This is a genomic window from Occallatibacter sp. (assembly GCF_049582745.1).
In the GTDB taxonomy this organism is placed as follows: Bacteria; Acidobacteriota; Terriglobia; order Terriglobales; family Acidobacteriaceae; genus Telmatobacter.
On record NZ_JBAUUO010000138.1, the window covers coordinates 46,977 to 65,401 of the forward strand.

13 protein-coding genes are annotated in these 18,425 nt (G+C 55.8%); 7 read left to right on the forward strand and 6 right to left on the reverse strand.

The annotated features are described in order from the left end of the window. Nucleotides 1-7: 7 nt before the first annotated feature. Together WCA10_RS19485 and WCA10_RS19490 are read right to left on the reverse strand one after the other, a co-directional pair. The gene (locus WCA10_RS19485) at nt 8-1,180 is read right to left on the reverse strand and encodes a tetratricopeptide repeat protein (protein ID WP_472824186.1); all 1,173 of its coding nucleotides are present in this window, start codon (nt 1,178-1,180) and stop codon (nt 8-10) included. An 83-nt stretch (nt 1,181-1,263) separates the two neighbouring features. Further along, nucleotides 1,264-4,803 (reverse strand): carboxypeptidase-like regulatory domain-containing protein, encoded by a 3,540-nt coding sequence (locus WCA10_RS19490; RefSeq protein WP_472824187.1) that lies wholly within the window; start codon nt 4,801-4,803, stop codon nt 1,264-1,266. A gap of 1,150 nt (nt 4,804-5,953) precedes the next feature. Between WCA10_RS19490 and WCA10_RS19495 the strand changes: the two genes are divergently transcribed. The 6 genes from WCA10_RS19495 to WCA10_RS19520 all read left to right on the forward strand — a co-directional run bounded on the left by WCA10_RS19495 (nt 5,954) and on the right by WCA10_RS19520 (nt 14,001). Beyond that, complete coding sequence (locus WCA10_RS19495; RefSeq protein ID WP_472824188.1) at nt 5,954-7,105, forward strand: HlyD family secretion protein; 1,152 nt, start codon at nt 5,954-5,956, stop codon at nt 7,103-7,105. Further along, the gene (locus WCA10_RS19500; protein WP_472824189.1) at nt 7,102-8,349 is read left to right on the forward strand and encodes an efflux RND transporter periplasmic adaptor subunit; all 1,248 of its coding nucleotides are present in this window, start codon (nt 7,102-7,104) and stop codon (nt 8,347-8,349) included. Before WCA10_RS19495 ends, WCA10_RS19500 begins: the two co-directional genes overlap by 4 nt. 1 nt (nt 8,350) lies before the next feature. Beyond that, nucleotides 8,351-9,664: an efflux RND transporter periplasmic adaptor subunit gene (locus WCA10_RS19505; protein WP_472824190.1), complete on the forward strand. Its 1,314-nt coding sequence runs from the start codon at nt 8,351-8,353 to the stop codon at nt 9,662-9,664. Further along, nucleotides 9,664-10,950: an ABC transporter permease gene (locus tag WCA10_RS19510; RefSeq protein WP_472824191.1), complete on the forward strand. Its 1,287-nt coding sequence runs from the start codon at nt 9,664-9,666 to the stop codon at nt 10,948-10,950. Before WCA10_RS19505 ends, WCA10_RS19510 begins: the two co-directional genes overlap by 1 nt. A gap of 85 nt (nt 10,951-11,035) precedes the next feature. Next, on the forward strand, nt 11,036-12,679 hold the full coding sequence (locus WCA10_RS19515; protein ID WP_472824192.1) for a TolC family protein: 1,644 nt from the start codon (nt 11,036-11,038) through the stop codon (nt 12,677-12,679). 74 nt (nt 12,680-12,753) lie between these two features. Beyond that, a complete protein-coding gene (locus WCA10_RS19520) occupies nt 12,754-14,001 on the forward strand; it encodes a multiheme c-type cytochrome (RefSeq protein ID WP_472824193.1) in 1,248 nt (415 codons plus the stop codon). A gap of 22 nt (nt 14,002-14,023) precedes the next feature. Here WCA10_RS19520 and WCA10_RS19525 read toward each other — a convergent pair whose 3' ends face one another. Then, complete coding sequence (locus tag WCA10_RS19525) at nt 14,024-14,968, reverse strand: hypothetical protein (RefSeq protein ID WP_472824194.1); 945 nt, start codon at nt 14,966-14,968, stop codon at nt 14,024-14,026. A 700-nt stretch (nt 14,969-15,668) separates the two neighbouring features. On the opposite strand from WCA10_RS19525, the gene WCA10_RS19530 reads away from it, so the two are divergent. Further along, nucleotides 15,669-16,682: a hypothetical protein gene (locus WCA10_RS19530; RefSeq protein ID WP_472824195.1), complete on the forward strand. Its 1,014-nt coding sequence runs from the start codon at nt 15,669-15,671 to the stop codon at nt 16,680-16,682. Nucleotides 16,683-16,719: 37 nt separating this feature from the next. Here the strand turns inward: WCA10_RS19530 and WCA10_RS19535 are convergent, their stop codons facing one another. From WCA10_RS19535 to WCA10_RS19545, 3 genes are all read right to left on the reverse strand, one after another. Continuing rightward, nucleotides 16,720-17,397 carry a nucleoside/nucleotide kinase family protein gene (locus tag WCA10_RS19535; RefSeq protein WP_472824196.1) on the reverse strand — a complete coding sequence of 226 codons (678 nt, stop codon included), beginning with the start codon at nt 17,395-17,397 and terminating at the stop codon, nt 16,720-16,722. Between the two features lie 69 nt (nt 17,398-17,466). Next, nucleotides 17,467-17,937: a hypothetical protein gene (locus tag WCA10_RS19540; RefSeq protein WP_472824197.1), complete on the reverse strand. Its 471-nt coding sequence runs from the start codon at nt 17,935-17,937 to the stop codon at nt 17,467-17,469. A gap of 68 nt (nt 17,938-18,005) precedes the next feature. After that, nucleotides 18,006-18,404 (reverse strand): STAS domain-containing protein, encoded by a 399-nt coding sequence (locus WCA10_RS19545; RefSeq protein WP_472824198.1) that lies wholly within the window; start codon nt 18,402-18,404, stop codon nt 18,006-18,008. Nucleotides 18,405-18,425: the final 21 nt, after the last annotated feature.

The window sequence follows — 18,425 nt, forward strand, 5'->3', positions numbered from 1 at the left end:
GCTTCCTTCAAGGAGTTGGAGATTCGACAGAGTCGATGGTCTCCTCGAGAGATGCATGACTCCGCAGCGGCAAACTTCTGGCGGTTTCGAGCTCAGCTTTCGCTTCTTCGCGTTTGCCAACCGACTGATAGAGCCTGGCAATCTCGATGTGGGATTCCTGTTCCTCTGGATCAGATTGTTCTGCCATCCGGAGTTCCCGAATCGCATCTTCAGTGCGGCCTTTACGCGCATCGATAAGGCCGAGATCAAGATGCACCATTGATTCTGCCGGATTGGAGGCAGCGAGCTTTTCCAACTCCGGTAGTGCTTTGTCGAACTGGCCCTGGTGGACCCAGGAGTCTGCGAGATAGATGCGCACTTTCGTTTGTTCGGGATTGTTTTGAATCTCGAGCTGGAACTCGTTTGCTGCTTCCGACCAATTGTTCCCGGTCCATAAGAGATAGCCAAGCCCAAAGTGAAGTTGAGGTTGTGCGGGGTTCGCTTCTACGCCCGCGCGCAATGCTTTCGCAGCGCCAGCCTTGTCTCCGATTTGTTCCAGGGCTTCGCCTGACAGCATGTCGGCTTCGGCAGAGTCGGATTTCAGGGCGAGGATTTCTTTGCATACGTTTAGAACGCATGGGTACTGTTTGCTCGAGAGACAACTGTGAGCAAGGGTAATGCGCAGAGCGACACTCTGAGGGTCCTGTTCAGCCGCACGCTGCAAATACGGAATGGCAACAAGGTAATCCTTCATTCCATAGTGCGCCATGCCGAGGAGGATGGTCAGACGCGGGTCCCCCGGATGCTTCTTCAGTTCGGCGGTGAAGGATCGAATAGCATCTGGAAATTGAGCAGCTTTGAACAACGCCAATCCCAGGTTCATCTGAAGACCGGGCAAATCCGGATCGATCGCCGATGCTTGGCGGTAATAGGCAATGGACCTTTCGTAGTGTTCTTGCCGGGCCTCAAGCAAGCCAAGATGTGCAAGCGCCTCCGCATTCTGGGGATCGGCTTTTGCGATGCCGTTCCAGACCTGTTCCGCCTCAGCATTCTGTCCCGATTGTTCAAGGGCCATCGCCCTCTGGCGGGTCGACGCCCGATCTTCCTGCTGTCCCATTAGGGCGGAAGCCGTCAGCAGTCCCACTGCGATTGCGCAGGCAGATATAAGTCCGGTATGAATTCTGATTCCCTTCAATGTCACGATGGGATCCATTCTCCAAATCTACGCGCAAAAAACAAAGCGCGGCAGTAGTTAACTGCCGCGCTTTGGGTTATCGGCTGGAGTTAGAAGATGAACTTTCCGCCGAGCTCAAGTGCACGGGGATCGTAGAACGAGGTTACGGTTCCGAAGTTCGAGTTGCCGAGCGTGTTGCCTATTCCATTGGGCTCGGTGTGGTTGAAGGTGTTGAACGACTCCGCACGGAACTCGAACCTTGCCTTTTCTGTAAACGCAAACGACTTGTAGAGCGAGGTCGTAAAGTTCACGCGGTTCGGTCCAGGTATGGCGTCTTTGCCTGCGGTGCCGAAGCCCTGGTTGGGGCCGCCGGCCCATGCGGGGAGCGGGTTGCTGAAGACTGAGGTATCAAACGCTGTACCGATGTGCCCCAGCCTCTTCGACTTGGCCGACTGACTCGGACGATTGGTGTATCCTCCGCCCAAGCCAACCGTGTCGTAGTTGAGCGACAGGCGAGGAGTGGTGGGTACGCCTGTCTCATCAATGATCGTTCCGGCAACTTCCCAGCCGCCAAGGATTGAGTGAGTTATACCTGCCGCTTTGAAGATGGGCAGCTTGTAGATGTAGTTCATGCTGAGGATCTGGCGCCGATCGAAGCCACCGGACCCCTTCATGTATTTAATGTTGAAGGGATTGTCGATGCCCGAGTCGTCGGTGCTGGTGATGTCGATTTCGTGCGAGTACGTGTAGTCGACTTCACCGCTCAGCCCCCAGCGGTTCTGCACCCGGAGACCAGCCTGGAATCCGTTGTAGTTGCCGTTGGTGTTGTTTTCCTGCTCGGTGATGCCACCGAATCCATCGTAGTTCCGCATCTGGTCAGGAATTGGGATTTTGTTGGCATTTGGATGGGCCGGATCGTAGTTCGGATTCGTGCCCGATTTGTCGGTCTGATCGCCAGCATCTGCGCGGTCATAATGCAGGTAATCGGTCGGCGAGCCACCCACCACGTTGAAGGCCGGGTTACTGCCAGTGAGCAGCGGTGTGTTCAACGAATAGTTGTTGATGTTGCGACGAATGTTCTGATGCCAGGCAACGTTCCCGACATATTGAACAACGAGGATAACGGATTGAGCCAACTGGTCCTGTAGACCCAAGCTGAACTGGGCAACCGCAGGCGCCCTGAAGTTCTGCGCGAGAGTGGTGCTTCCCTGCGCGAAGAACGGTGTGGCCGCCACCTGGCCAGTTGAATAGCTGGTGTGCGGATCGGTCAGGTATACGGTGTTGGCTGAGGGGGTGTTGGCAAACGGAGCCGCAGTGGCGACATCGTAGATGTCATTGCCCTGGAGCCGTTCGTAGAAGGTTCCGATGCCGCCACGCAGAACGGTCTTACCGTTTCCGAAGACGTCTTCAGAGAAGCCGACGCGGGGTTGGAGCGTGTCGAAGTCGGTCTTGACGAGACCCGCCGGGGTTCCGCTTTGACCGGCCAAGTGAACGCCGTTCAAATAAAACTGGCCGCCATTGACAGTTTGGAATCCCGGACCGTTGGGATCCATGGACCCGCTAGACAGCCATGTTGGAGACTCGCTGCTGAGGTATGTCGCCGGATCGAAGTTGGCAACCTGGTTGGAGCGCTCCCAAGCGAACGGCAGCGCGTCATACCGCAACCCGAGCTGAAGGCTGAGGCGAGGAGTGACCTTCCAGGTATCCATCGCATACACCGATGGAGTCTGGTTGACGTAATGGCGGATCGGAGCAGCCTGCGACTCGGAATAGTTCGAGGCCAGACCTAGCAGCATATCCATGAACGGATCGTTGGTGTTTGCACCCCAGGTATAGCTACCTTCGGCATTGAGGAAGAGTTTCTGGTTTTTGGTGTAGCGGTTGTAGCTGGCGCCAAACTTCAGGGCGTGCTTGCCCATGGTGTAGGAAACGTCCACCTTGGGCTCAAGATCACCCGCGGCGTTATGCCATGGCGCGGACCCGGGGTTTTCCTGGACGCCGTAGCCATTACCCGACCAGTTCATGCTCGGAGCAGACTTCGATCCATTATTGAAGAATTTGTTAACTGAGAACCCGGACGGCAGGTTGCCTGACGGGCTGTTAACGATGTCGATGATGTTGCCGTCATAGTTCATGCTTGCTTCAACCAGCAGAGTGGGGCTGATGGTCGCTGTGAGCTTGATCGCGGCGCTGTTGGAAGGGTTGTTGAGGGTGCTGGTGATCGTCGGCCAGCTGCCTGTAGACCAACCCACCATTGGCGCAGTGAAAGCCTGCGAAACCGAGTCGTGCATGTAGTGGGCGAGGATCTGGAACTTGTCGTTGATACGGTGATCGACGCGCGCAACGTCATCCCGCACATTGATGGGGAGACTTGCCTGGCCCAAGTACTGATCTTTGGCCACGTTCGGTTTGGGAACGATTCCGGAGTTGAGATACGCCACGGCGTTGGCGTCGAACAATGCAGCGGGAACCACGCCACCGGGAAACGGCTGGCCCTGCACGCAGGTCGGACAGGCGAGAGCCAGTTTAGCGGCCCATGCTGGATCGCCGACGACCGGCACATTCAAAACGATGGGTGTGGTTTTCCATCCCGGAGAAACATACGCCAGGTCCTGACCGGCGGTCGGGAAATCGGCGGCTGGCAAGTCGTTCTGAAGGTTTGGAGCATTTCCCTGGATCAACTTGCGCCACTCTTCGTTCCAGAAAAAGAACGTCTTGCCCTTGGGGTAGACACCCGGAATGAAGAGCGGGCCACCCAGATTGACACCGAAGATGTTGTAGTTCAGCTTGGCACGGTTGGTAGGAACAGCTTTGTTCTTGTTCTGGAAGCTATTTGCGTTGAACGCTGTGTTGCGGTTGAATTCCCATGCTTCGCCATGGAAACTCTGCGTGCCGCTCTTGAGAGAAAGACTGATTGTTGCGCCCGAAGAAATACCGTAGTCCGGCGGATAGTTGGAGGAAAGAGTTTCCATCTGAGCAATAGCATCCTGCGAGGGCAGAATGCTGATGCCACCGGCGCCGCCGCGGTCATCGGCCTCGCCGCCGTCGATCAACCATATGTTGTGGCTCTGGCGAAGTCCGTTCACGCTGATGCTTGCGCTGGCACCGACAGATGTCGGCGTGTTGTTGTCCGGCAAAGTGGAACTGACGCCCAGACCGAGCGCAACCAGCGATGCAAAGTTCCGGTTCTCCGTCGCAATTTCAGTGATCTGTTCTTCGCTCACCAGTGTACTCACGACGTTCGAATCTGTTTGTACAGTGAGGACGTCCGATTGAACGGTTACGGTTTGGTCGACACTGCCTACGGTAAGATTGGCGTCCACGCGAGTGGTCTGGGAAACGTTCACTACGATTCCCCGCTCCACGAAGGCGTTAAAACCTTTCGCAGTTGCCTTGAGATCGTAGGTTCCGACGTTCAAGCCATTGAAGCTGAAGTTGCCGCTGTCGTTACTGGTAGCTTTGGAAACGAAGCCCGTCTGTTGCTGGGTGAGTGTGACCTCGGCTCCCGGAACAGCTGCTCCGTTCTTGTCAAAAACGGTTCCTGTGATGGTTGAGTTTTGCTGGGCGTGTCCCGCCAAGCCTGTGAGAAGTAGTACGAGCGATAACAGAAATAATCTGTATTTCGCAGGTGTCGCCAGGTTCACTTTCATGCGTCACTCTCCATTCAAGCTGGTTTTCCATTACTTATGGCGCTGCGTACGAGTGCAGTTGGAGGCACTCCCAATGCGCCGCGGTGTTGATCCCGCTTTTTCTGCGCTCGAGACGACCGTAACTAAGCCGCCGATCTGAGCGATTGCATATCCCGGGTTGCAAGTGAACAGTTAGGACGAAACTCCAAATCCGTCCCGCGTTTCATAACCTTAATCCGTTTCGAAATTTCAGCCGAAGCACCTAGGGGAAGCGTCCAGCATTCAAACGACAAGTGATCAAAACTGGCCTCAGTATTCGGGGACCCGGGGAAGCAGCTGAGGGACAGTAGGCAGCAGGCTAAAACGCTTTACTGATTCGGTGGGTATGTTATTCAGACCTTTGATCGGTGTCAATAGGGAATTTGATTCCGTCCTGGCGGCATAGCCCAGCGGCTCAAACAGCCTGAACTGGTCGAGGCACTCCGGTAAACGCTATCCCAACCTGTCAAGTAGTAATGGGGGGCAGGGGCGGCGCAAATGTCTAACTGAAACAAAAAAGAGTGTATCTGCTAATTAGTTTCTGGAATTTACAAAGCCTGATTCGGTCTGTGTTCCGAGCTCCCAGGGAAGTGGAATACCGCGTGGCTTATATTGGTAGGTGTCGTGCGTCTCAGCTCGCAGAGCGACGAGCCGCTCCTTTAGATGCGCGGTCAGTTCCCCAAATCCGAGCTTCGTATAGAGGTTGTTCATCTCATCCGGGTCCGCCTCGGGTCATAGAGTTCGAACTCCTCGGGCTCGATAAGGAATCGATCTGTTCTTACGCCGCGGCGATGACGCACATTCTCAAATCCAGGATCTTAGCTACGGCTATGCGGTCTCAAAAGGATCAATGACAGGAAAGCTCTGGAAACCTTCGATCGCAAAATCTCCACTTGCTCCGTGCGCTTGAACCGAGTCAACGGACGAAATGCTGGCGCAATTGTGAGCGAAAGGCCTGACCAATGCGTCAAAGATACGTCTAACGAAGAAGTTCAGTCCAACTAGTACGTCCTGGTTTCGTTGTTCGTCCTTCCGCTGTTGAAGCATGGGGAAATGGCGCGTATATTTGCGGTAAAGCAAATGACGCTGGAGAAGGCTCGGATGGATTCATCTCCAGTCAAATCGGGCTCACATGAGTAGCGCGGTCGAACCGGCTCGTGAACCGCAGCAAGCAGAACCGGCAGATTCCGCGGCACGCTCGCGACTGGGTAAGCTGCAGCGCGCCTTCGTTGTCGCTTTGCTGGCGGCATTGCTGGTTGCCACGGCTGGTGTGGTCTTCTATCTCCGCGCCAAGAGCCGAATACACGACGCCAGTTCGAATTCCCTTTCCGGCCGCGGCCAAACTCCAACGCAAAACGTGCTCCGACTGCGCGGAATGACGGCTGCGGTGGAGGCGCGATCGATACAGGCCCCTCTGATTGCAGGCCAGCAGGTGGGTACGCTTATCGTTACGAAACTTGTCCCCAGCGGAACGCGGGTCAAGCGGGGGGATCTGCTGGTTGAGTTCGACCGGCAGGCACAGTTGCGCGACATTGTGGACAAACAGGCGCTAAGCGACGACGAAAACGAAAAAGTGATTGAGGAACAGGCCAAGGAGGCTGCTGCGCGGGCCAAAGATGAAACAGGGATCAACCAGGCGGAACATGATCTGGCGAAAGCAAAGCTGGAGATGCAGAAAGTCGAACTGCTCTCGCGCATCGACGCTGAGAAGGCCCAGGAAGATCTGGATGAAGCTGAAGCAACGCTCACGCAGTTGAAGCAGACCTTCGATTTGAAGCGCATGGCGGCGCAGGCATCCATTCGCATTCTTGAGATCCAACGCGATCGAACTCGCGAGACGATGCTTCATGCGCAGGCTAATTCAGCATTGATGGAGGTCCGCGCTCCCATCGACGGCATCGTGGTGCTGAACACGATCTGGAAACAAGGCAGCATGGGAGAAGTGCAGGAAGGCGACCAGGTGCGGCCGGGCGTGCCCTTTATGCAAGTGGTCGACCCTGCCGTGATGGAAGTGCGGGTTCCCGTGAATCAGGAAGATCTGCTCGCCTTGAAGATTGGCGAGAAGGCGCATGTCCACCTGGATGCTTACAGCGACCTTGTCCTTCCCGGACAGCTGGAATCCATTGATCCGATGGGTACGCCTGGAGACTTCTCCTCGCGGCTTCGCAAATTCTCCGCCACCTTTTCGATCACCGGCCACGATCCCCGGTTGATGCCCGATCTCTCAGCCGCGGTCGACGTCAATTCGGCCGGCACCGGCCGTTCCGCGAGCGGTGCGCAATGAAGCAGAAGCTCAGGGAGGTGTGGACGAGGCACAGAGCTCTTTTGATTGCAGTCGTGATCGTTCTTTCCGGCGGAGCCGTGTATGGGGTTGTCCATTTCTCGGGCAAGAAGCCATCCGTTGCGACCTTCCAAGTGCAACGCGGGGAGTTTCTCGATGCCGTCCAGTTTCGCGGCCAGTTGAAGGCGATGAAGTCCGTCACGATCACGGCGCCCGCCAACGCCGGCGATCTGCAGATTATGAAAATCGCCGCGGACGGGACACAGGTGAAGAAGGGCGATGTTGTCGTTGAATTCGATCCTTCGAAAACCCAGCAGGATCTCGCGCAGGATCAGTCAAGCTTGAAATCGTCGCAAGCCGAAATCGAGCAGGTTCGCGCGCAGGGCGGTCTGACTGAAGAGGCAGATACGACTGCTCTGATGAAGGCGAAATATGACGTAGAGGTGGCGAAGCTTGATGCCAGCAAGAGTGAGGTTGTCTCAAAGATCGATGGGGCTGAGGCGAATCTGAAACTCGCGGATGCAGAGCAGGGGCTCCGCCAAGCGGAAGCGCAATTAAAATCGGACATCGCGATCGGCCAGGCGACAATCGAGGGCAAAAAGCATGCGAGCCGGAAGGCCGACTTCGATGCGCAGCGCGCTGCATCTGCGCTGGCTGCCATGACCTTGCGCGCGCCCTCTGATGGGTCAATCAGCCTTCTCTCTGTGTGGCACAACGGCGGGGAAGGTCCCTTCAAAGCAGGGGAGCGCGCATGGCCTGGAACACCACTCGCCGAGCTGCCAGACGCGACTTCGATGCGCATTGCAGCGCGCGTGGATGAGACGGAACGCGGTCGGCTTGCGACCTCACAGCCGGTCACGCTTCAGCTAGATGCGATCGCCGATCGCCAGTTTACGGGCAAAGTGGAGCGGATAGGCACAATCGCCACTCCCGACTTTTCAAATGGCTGGCCAATACCCCGGAACTTCGACCTTGAGATCAGCGTTGACCAGGCGGACGCTCGCCTGAAGCCTGGCATGACGGCGCAAATCACCGTGATTGTGGGTCGGGTCCCTAATGTCATTACGATTCCCGCACAGGCTTCTTTCCTCAAGTTCGGACAGACGGTGGCCTACGTATGGAGTGGCTCCGCATTTCAGGAGCGTGCCATTCAGATTGAACGAAGGAGCCGCGACCGCATCCTTGTGTCGGCTGGCTTGAAACCGGGTGACCATGTGGCGCTCCAAGACCCGACGGAGCAGAACTGAAATGGCACGCATCCAACGCCATCGCATCCTCATATGGGCATTGGCCTGCGTGGTGCTTGTCGCCGGGATCGCCGTCGTTGCCTCGAGCCGTGTTCCTCTGACTACTAAGAGCGATGAGATTCCGGTGGCGCCGGTTCAGAGGGGTGAGATCGACCTGAAGGTACATGCGACCGGAGAACTTCGTGCCAGCCACTCCATCACGCTCACAGCTCCGGCGGTGGGAGGCGACGCGCTGCAGATTACGCATCTTGCCCAGACCGGCCGGCCCGTGAAGAAGGGGGATGTTGTTATCGAGTTCGATCCCAGCGAGCAGCACTACAAGCTGGAACAAAACCGCTCTGAGCTATTGCAGGCCGAGCAGGAGATCATCAAGGCGAAAGCCGATGCCGCGGTGCTGGCGGCAGAAGACAAGGTGCAGCTTCTGAAAGATCGCTATGCAGTGCGCAGGGCCGAATTGGACGTCCAGAAAAACGAACTCCTTAGCAAGATCGATGCAGACAAGAACGTTCTGGCACTGGCACAGGCGAAACGCGTCCTGGCTGAGCAGGAGAAAGATATCGAATCGCACAAAGCTACGGGGCAGGCTGCAACCTATCTGGCCCAGGAAAAGTACAACAAGGCCAAATTGGGGATGGATCAGGCACAGCAAAACCTGGACAAGATGCGCGTCACGGCGCCGCTCGATGGCTTGATTTCGATCCAGAAGAACATGAATGCGTCGGGCGGGTTCTTCTTTACTGGAATGACGTTGCCTGACTACCACGAGGGTGACCAGGTGCAACCGGGCAGTGCGATCGCACAGGTGGTTGACCCAAAAGGGCTGGATTTGACAGCGCAAATTGGAGAGCAAGACCGCGACAATGTGAAGAACGGACAGCCGGTTGAGGTGACCTTTGACGCATTGCCGGACCGTGTATTTCATGGAACCGTGAAGAGCGTAGGCGGCATGTCGGTGCGGCAATTCTTCTCAAGCAACACAAACGGCCACTTCGAAGTCTCGATCAAGCTGACCGATGAAGATTCGCGGCTGCAGTCCGGATTCACGGCCAAAATTGTTTTTCTTGGAGGCAGCAAGGGGAACGTGATTTATTTGCCTCGGCTTGCAATTTTTCTCAAGGACGGCAAGCGCATCGTCTACATGAAGAAGGGCAACGGATATGAACAGCATGAAGTAACGATTCAGTACGAGAATGAGAGCCGAGCAGCCGTCAAGGGATTGGAAGCTGGAGACCAGGTTGCATTAGTCGACCCCACCGCGCCGCGCAAGACGAGTGGTGACGGTTCGGCAGCGGGCGGATTGGGAGGGACCCCCTGATGGCGATTGATGTCTCACCACCGCGCTCGCTGCTTGTCTATCAGCAATGGACCAGAGACGCGCAGCTTGGAATGCAGAACCTGCTGCTGCATGGAACGCGGTCACTGCTGACGATGCTGGGGATGATCTTCGGCGTAGCCGCCGTGGTGGCCATGCTGTCGATTGGCGCCGGTGCGCGGCAGAAGGTCATGGCACTTATCGAACAGATGGGAGTCCACAATTTGATTGTGGAAGCCAAGCAGACGATGGAGTGGCAGGCTCATCAAAAGGTTCGCACGATCTCACCGGGTCTGACATTCCAGGATTATCGCGTGATTCGCGACGACGTTGGCGGTATCGCGGCTTCGACACCGCGCAAACAACTCACGCCGTCGAAGATCATCCCTAAAGCGCAGCAAGACATGCCGAATGTAATGGGGGTCAACGCCAGCTACCCGAAGATCGCGGGGCTCCACTTGCTTTCTGGAAAGTTTTTCGATCAGGCAGATGACGACCGGGGCGCAGCAGTGTGTGTGCTGGGCGCTGCCGCAAAATGGAGCTTGTTCGGCGCATCCGATCCGCTGGGACAGTATGTCAAGGTGAATGAACAATGGTTCCGGGTGATCGGCGTTGTCAGTCCGCAACTAAGCGCGCAGAGCGACAGCCAGGGAGGCACCACCACCGACGCGAATAATAACATCTACATTCCTTTGGAATCGGCCTTCCTTCGACTTGAAGACAGTTACAGCGACGTACGCGATGAAATTGACGGGATTTATCTAAATCTTGCGAACACTGCGGATATTCCGGAATCCGCGCAGGTGGTCAGAGCGGTTCTTAACTCATCGCATCATGGTGCGGACGATTTCAGCGTGGTGGTGCCAGCTGAATTGCTTGCCGAACAGCAGCGAACCGAACGGCTTTTCAACACCGTCATGGTCGCCATCGCATCCATATCTCTGCTGGTGGGCGGAATCGGGATCATGAACATCATGCTCGCCAGCATTCTCGAACGCACCCGTGAAATCGGCCTGCGGCGCGCGGTGGGTGCACGGCAGTCGGACATTGTTCGCCAGTTTGTGGTGGAGGCCACGATGATTTCCTTCGCCGGCGGAACAATCGGCGTGGTATTTGGCTTCTTTATGTCCAGACTGATTGCGTGGCTGGCAGGGTGGTCCACCATCGTCACGTTCAGTTCCATCGCGTTGGCCTTCCTGGTTTCGATTTCGGTCGGATTGATCTTCGGCATTTATCCCGCGACCAAAGCAGCCCGACTCGATCCAGTGGAGGCCATCCGCTATGAATGATTCCGCGATGTTCCCTTCATGGGGCCTATGGCGGCGCCTCCGTTTCTGATACCGAGATTCTTTGCTTAAGGGTGGAGTGTTCTGGATGAGGATCTTTCGATTTGCCTTGATTTTGTTCTTTGCCTTGCTGGCTTTCTTGCCACCTCATGCGCAGTCGTCTGAAAGCTATCGCGGCATGCTCACGGCGCGCGTGCGGTCTGACAAGCTGCCACCGCCATTGCATCTAAAGGACTATGTAAAGGACGGCAAGCTCACCCTTGGCCTGCGCGATGCGATTCTGCTTACGCTTGAGAACAACAGCAACGTGCACATTGAAGAAACGCAGATTGAGGCACAGAAATTTGCACTGCTCGGTCAGTTCAGCCCCTTCGATCCTTCGCTTCAGAGCAGCCTCAATGTGAGCAGGTATTCCTCGCCGACATACAGCCAGTTGCAGGGGACTGGAGTTACCGGAAATACCACGCTCAACTCTCTGAGCCAGATCGGCCAGGTTTCGTATACACAAACCTTTATCACGGGCACCAACATTTCTGCCAGTGTATCGAGCAATAAGAATTCAACCAACAATTCTTATTACTACTTCAATCCCTATTTCAGTTCAGTATTGAATTTCACTTTCAATCAGCCGCTGTTGCGCGGAGCCAGCCGCTTTGCCAATACAGCCTTGATCAAGATCGCACGGCGCTCGCTCGAACAGTCGCGTTCCACCTTTGAGGCCGAAGTAAACGACGCCATCCTCCAGGTCATCAACCAATACTGGTCTGCCGTTCAAGCTCGCGGCGCTCTCGATGTGCAGCAGGAGTCGTTGAAGCTTGCCGAGGCGAGCTACCAGCGCGATGAGCGCTCGCTTGAATTGGGAGCACTGCCGCCGCTGGATATTTATCGGTCGGAATCTGAAGTTGCCGCTCGCAAGGTAGGAGTGATTCAAGGCCGTTATGCGCTCGACCAAGCCGAGGAGGCTCTACGCTTGACTATCGGTGCCGATCGCGATTCCGGTGTGCATGCGCTGGAACTCGATCTGACTGAGAAGCCCCAGCCAACAAGAGAACTCGAAACTATCGATGCAAGTGCGGCTCTCGCGCAGGCGCTTGGCCAACGCCCCGAACTCGCAGCTATCAAAGATTCGCTTGCCAACGACCAAACCAGCATCCGACTGGCGCACAATCAGCTCGAGCCCAACCTTCAACTCCAGGGTTTTTACCAAAGCAGCGGACTGGGCGGCAACCAATTCAACATTACGACCGGACAGTTGATTGCGCCTGGTGGGTTTGGCTCATCGATGAACCAGCTTTTTGGCTTTGGCTATCCGGGCTACGGCGCTTCCCTCACTCTGTCGCTGCCTCTCAAGAACCACAGCGGCCAAGCAGCGCTTGGGTCCGCCCTCGTATCGCGCACGCGCGATCTCAATACAGGCGGGCAGATTCGAGAACAGATCACGCGCGAGGTCCACGACGCTGTTGAGCAACTTGAAGAAGCGCGCATGGCTCTGGCTGCCGGCACCACTTCGTACGACCTGGCTGAGAAGTCCCTTGCATCGGAGCAACGGAAATTTGAGTTGGGCGTAGAAACAAACTTCTTTGTGCTTGATGCCCAGGCAAAGCTGGCCCAGGCAGAGCTCACTTTGTTACAGACGCAGGTAAATTATCGGCTGGCACTTGCTGCTGTCAGCCACTCCACGGGCGATCTGCTGAGTCCATACCATGTGCAGATCAGCGATCTGTCGCGCTAATAGTAAATTCGAGATGTAGTTGTTTATGATCTCAGAGACCGCATCGGAACAGACGCCGGTCAGGGCACATTATCTTGGACAGCTTAGGAACGAACGATGGCGAGACGGAGCGTGGATGGGGTTGGGCAGCGCTCCTGTTGCTGGCATGCCTGGGCGCGGTGCCGGCAACAATCTCGCAGGTATCCGCAGATCATTCCGCAGCAGATCGTAGGGAGGCGCCACCCCGCAGCGCCTACGCAGGCGATGCCGCCTGTGCGCAGTGCCATCGCAAGGAGTCGGAATTCTACAAGCTGACGCCGCATGCCCGTGATTCCGGGCCGGCTACGGCAAAGAATATTACTGGCAGCTTCAGCCAAGGGCACAACGTACTGCATACTTCGAATCCGAATCTCGTCGTAAACATGGTCGCCCGCCCCGACGGTTTCTACCAGAGCGCCGTAAATCTGGCCAACCCAGAAAATCGGCTGGAGGAACGGTTCGATATTGTGATTGGATCGGGACGCCACGGACAATCGTACCTTTACTGGCAGGACGACCTGCTTTTCGAAATGCCGACGTCGTACTGGACGTGGAATCACGAATGGGTAATCAGCCCCGGATTTCCGGCAGGGCAGGTTCATTTTGATCGCGCTATCGTGCCAAGATGCCTGGAATGCCACGGGAGCTACTTCACTTCCCTGGCCCCTCCATTGAATCGTTTTGAAAAGAACAGCCTGATGCTGGGAATCAACTGCGAGCGTTGTCATGGGCCGGGCGCCCGGCATGTTGCCTACGAGCGCTCAGCCTCGCCGCGCAGCGAAAAGCACAATGAGACGATCGTGAATCCTACGCGCCTGACGCGCGACCGTCAACTGGATTTGTGCGCGTTGTGCCATGCGGGCGCCGTCGAGCCAACCCGGCCGCCGCTGACATTCGTTGCGGGGGATGATGTTCACGACTACCTGGCGATTCAGCCTCCCACTCCCGACGCTCCGCCGGATGTGCACGGCAACCAAGTCGGCGCGCTTGAACAGAGCAAATGCTTCACGTCCAGCAAAATGACATGTTCCACCTGCCACAACGTTCATGAGAAACAGGAGAACGCGGAAGCCTTCTCGCGTCATTGCCTGAGCTGCCATGCGATAAGCGCCTGCGGAAAGTACGTGACCCTTGGATCGAGAATCCGGACAAAGTGCGTGGACTGCCACATGCCGCTGCTTGAATCTGGAAAGATCACGTCAGACTCGAGCGCAGGAACGCTGCATGCGATGCTGCGAGCGCACCAAATCAAGGTGTATCGCGAGGCGAGCGAAGCGGTTGAACGTGACCTCAAAGGCAAGTGATAGCCTTGGTCCACGGTCGACGTCAATGCATGGCGGTCGGCGTGTTTGCAGCCTGCGGCTGCGGACCTGAAGGAATCTGATCCATCGGCAATTCGAGCGCGAAGAGACTTCCGTTGCCCTGGTCTGCATGGATCCAGATGCCATGAAATGCCTGCTTCAAATCAGGGTGCTGGAGGAGCAACGCGGACATGACGTCGGTGACTTGCTGACGAGCGGAAACGGGAACCCGAAGTTGCGCCACTTGCTCGGGATTGGGAGTGTAATGGAGATCAATATCCAGTGCGCCGAATTGCGTGGTGGTATCGACGGTCGTCACTTCGAAGGTCGAACCCCGCGCGTTAAGCATCAACGGTGATTTTCCGGGAAGATCACCTGGACGAGCCTGGTCGGTCTCCTGTTGCAACTTTTCGAGATTCGGACTGGACAGGAAGTCAACAGGACTGAGCAGATTTTGCGCCACGCGGAAATAGAGCATCGCCGGCCAATCCGACTTCGTCTGCGCAAACTTGCGTGCTGAAGCCCAATACCAGACTCCATCATGATCGGCCACAAGCATCGGCTTCGCATAGAAACCCGCAAGCTGCCATTGATCTCCCGGGGTGCTCGCGAGAATGATGGAGATTTGCTGCGGATGCGGCACTCCGGTAGCGTGCAGGATTGCAAGTGCGTATTTGCCGGCGGGTATCCCATTGAATGTGAGCACGACCGTGGGTGAACCGCAGAAGAATTGCGTGCGTTCCGCGCCTGGTTGGACCATCGATGCGTCGAGCAGATAGAGATCCTCGACGGTGATTGTTGAGTTTTGCATAAGCGGGCTGAGACTGGTTACCGATGCCGCGATGGCATCGAAATCCGCTGCGATTGCGGGAAGCGTGCGGGCGCGCAAACCCGCAATGTTGTCCTGCTGCACAAGTGCAATCATGGCGCGAGCCTGATTTGCAAGCAGATCGCGCTGCTGAAGGGGCATCTGGGATTGGGTTGAACAAGTGGCGGCATGCGCCATTTGCAGCTGGAAGGCGAAAGAGCAGATGACCAAATGCAACAGGGTACGCCGAAGCACCTCAAATCTTGACGGCATAAGTGATCTTGCCTCCTCCCCATCCGCGTCGACGACGCAATTTGAAACAGAACTACAAAGATTTAGATGCGAAAGTCGGTCCCCCTGAACCGCAGAGTTTGCAAGTTGATTGGGAAATGAGAGAGAGCGGAAAATCTGGAAGTCTCGTTTCCGGGCGCCTTGTCAACCCTCAACATCGTCCCAGCATATGGACCTCAAAGGACTCACTCGTCAAAAGCGCAACTGGATTTTGAGTAGTTTTTACCCGCTTATGGCTTAAGTGCGTAGGAAATTCACGGAAATTCCTTTGTTGCAATTTCGATCAGATTTAAGCCTAAAAAAAGGTTGCCTGAACAAGTGCAAGGGTGAAATATTGCACACAAAGAAATCCAGAAACCCTGGGGAGTTGGCTCGCACGACGCCAAAATTCTTACGGCAATCGAGCAGACAAGCATGCTCGTTCGTGTGTGATCTGGAGAAGCCTGAAAGCAGCGAAGTTAGCCGGAAAGAGGGCGACCTCGCCTCCTGGTTTGAGCTGTGCGCAAGGCACAGCCTGCTACAAATCCTGCCGATCGCAATCACCACCATTTTTTATGCAAAAGGATCTTTAATGAAGGTTTCGAAGAAGCTTGCCATCGCAGTTTTTCTGTTTGTTTCCACCATAATTTCCTCCTTCGCAAGCGTCATTGTGAATACTCCGGCAAACAACAGCGAAGTTAGTTCGCCGTTCAGCCTCTCGGCTTTTACCTCTCTTTGCTCGGGTCAACAGGTGAGCGCTACGGGCTACTCCCTCGACAGCAGTACGTACACGACCATCTTCAAGGCTCCTGCAATCGCGACGGCGGTGTCAGCATCTCCCGGTGGACATATTCTGCACGTGAAAGCGTGGGGAGTCTCGGGTGCTTCGTGTGTAACCGACGTCGCTTTGACTGTAGGAACGTCTTCAACAATTCCGTCTGGTGCAATCAGTGTGAGCAGCCTTCAGACGCTGGGCGGCTGGACGGCAATCCACGATACCGGAACGCCGGGAAGTTCCAACGGTTGGTCAGCCATTACCAGTTCGCCGTCGCGAAGTGGAGCAGCCCGCAAATTCTCGATGAACTATTCGTACTACGGTGGGGAACGTTACAGTATTTTGTTCGGAGACGATGAAGGGGCTTCAAATTTTATCTTCGACAGCTGGGTTTATATTCCCAGCCCGAATAGCGACCTGGTGAATCTTGAACTTGATCTCAACCAGGTGCTGAGTGGCGGCCAGACTGTCATCTACGGAATGCAGTGCGACGGATGGTCGAATACATGGGACATTTCCGTCAACAAGGGAACGACATCACATCCGTCGAATCAATGGGTTCACACGGGCGCTAAATGCAATGTTCGCAACTGGTCCACCAATACCTGGCATCACGTGCAACTGAGTTACTCGCGAAACGATACCGGCTGGATTACATACAAATATGTTTCGCTTGATGGAGCTCAGCAAAACATCAACACGACGGTTCTGGGTGCATACAACCTGGGGTGGTGGCCTACACTTCTGGTCAACGTACAAATTGACGGAGCGACCAGTGGAAGCGGTTCTGCGGCCGCAATTGTGGACGATCTGACCGTTTACAGGTGGTAGCTCGTGCCGGTTCGTGAATGCGCCGGACTTCTGAAGCCTAGGTCTCGCTGGAGAGACGGATATGGAGAGTCTTCTCCAGAGTGCCCTCGGGCGCAAGAACACGAAGGACCTGGCTCAGGACATCTCGACTCGCTGCGTCGATTTCAGTTGGCTCAATAATCGTAAATATGCGGAGCAGTTCGTTTAACCGCATGTATGCACGACGGTTGACGCGAACAAATTCAATCGGATACTCCGGCTTTCTGGCGTGCGCTGCCTCGGGATCCGCATCGAGGAGAAAGGCGACGTCAGGATCGGGAGTAACGCTCTGGAGCATGCGCGCATAGGTACGCGAGATGGGATTACTCAGGTCGAGATTGGCTAGCTCATCGTAGGTGTATCGATCGAAGATGACAAAGTCACAATTGCCGCGGAGTTGATTTTTAACGACCGTTCGCAACGAGACTGCGTCAACCAAGTAGAGGAAGAAGCGAAGGCCGGTCATCAGCCAGCCGCCGACGTTCTTATCGCGCCGATCGATGGGGGCTTCGGGGCTGCCGATGCCTTTGTCGCCCTTGAAGATTCTGTGACCTGTGCCTTCGCGGAGTTTGGTGAGCTTTGCGACGTCCTCCCAAAAACGAACGACGCGAATTCGCAGGCCCCGTTTTTCAAGATGAGCGCACAGGCATGCGATCTGCGTGCTTTTCCCGGCGCCGTCAACACCTGAAAAGCTCACGAATCTGACGCTTTCGGCACTGCGCTTACTTCGCAACCGCTCCATCCGTTTGATGACCACACTTTCGAGTTATTGAGGAGCGCTATGAGTCGCCTTGGAGAGTCCCACAACGGCACCAACGGCTGCCCCTGCGGCCAGCACGATTCCGACTCGAATGACGAGGGCGCGCACCCGCCGCTGTTTTGCAGGCGCAATCGCAGCGCCCGCTGGCCTTGAACCTGGGACGCCAGTGGGCTTTTCGTATGGTGCCGCCGCCGTTCCGACCGGTTGTTGCGGAGCTTGCTGCTGTTGTGGAGGCGCCTGCTGTGCGGGCTGCGGAGTGGGCGCCGATGGAAGCGAATCGGAGGACTCGTTACGCGCATCCTGGGTGGTCGGCGCCTGCGGTGTGGCCGCTTGCTGAATGTTCTGTGTCTGAGGCGCCTGCGAAGGGACGCTGGGTGGTATCGGCGTGGTGCTTTGCTGCGCGCCAGCCACAGTTGAGGTTTCAAACGTCAAAAGCACAACAATCCCGAATGCTACGAGCCGAATGCCGCGACTCAAGAGATGATTTTTCCCCTTTCGAGGGAAGAGCCTGCTTTGTGTTCTTGCCATACGTTCTCCCACAATGCCTAGGCGGCATTCTCACTCGCGCGCCGATCGTTTGCGGCGGACTGGTCGGGCAGGATGAACCTCATCCGCGGCATCTGGAAGCTTTCAAGCGCATCCTCGATGCTTTCGAAAATCTGAAAGAGCGAATCCAGGCCTGTTGATCGCATTTCCGCCCTTAGCGCGGGTTGCAGAGCTGCGAGTCGAATATCACCGTTCCGCTTCATGGCTTCTTCAAGACAACACAGAAGAAAGTGGATTGCAGGTTTGTCGAACCGACAGAGCATTGAGCAATCCAGTACCACCGCGGGGCCGTCAACATTGATGCAGCTTTCAAGTTCGCGATAGAGAGTTCTTAGCCCCGCACCATCGATCTGACAAGGAAGCGTTCGAACTTCAATTAATTTTCTTCGATATTTCATCGTATTGTTCCTTTCGATCAA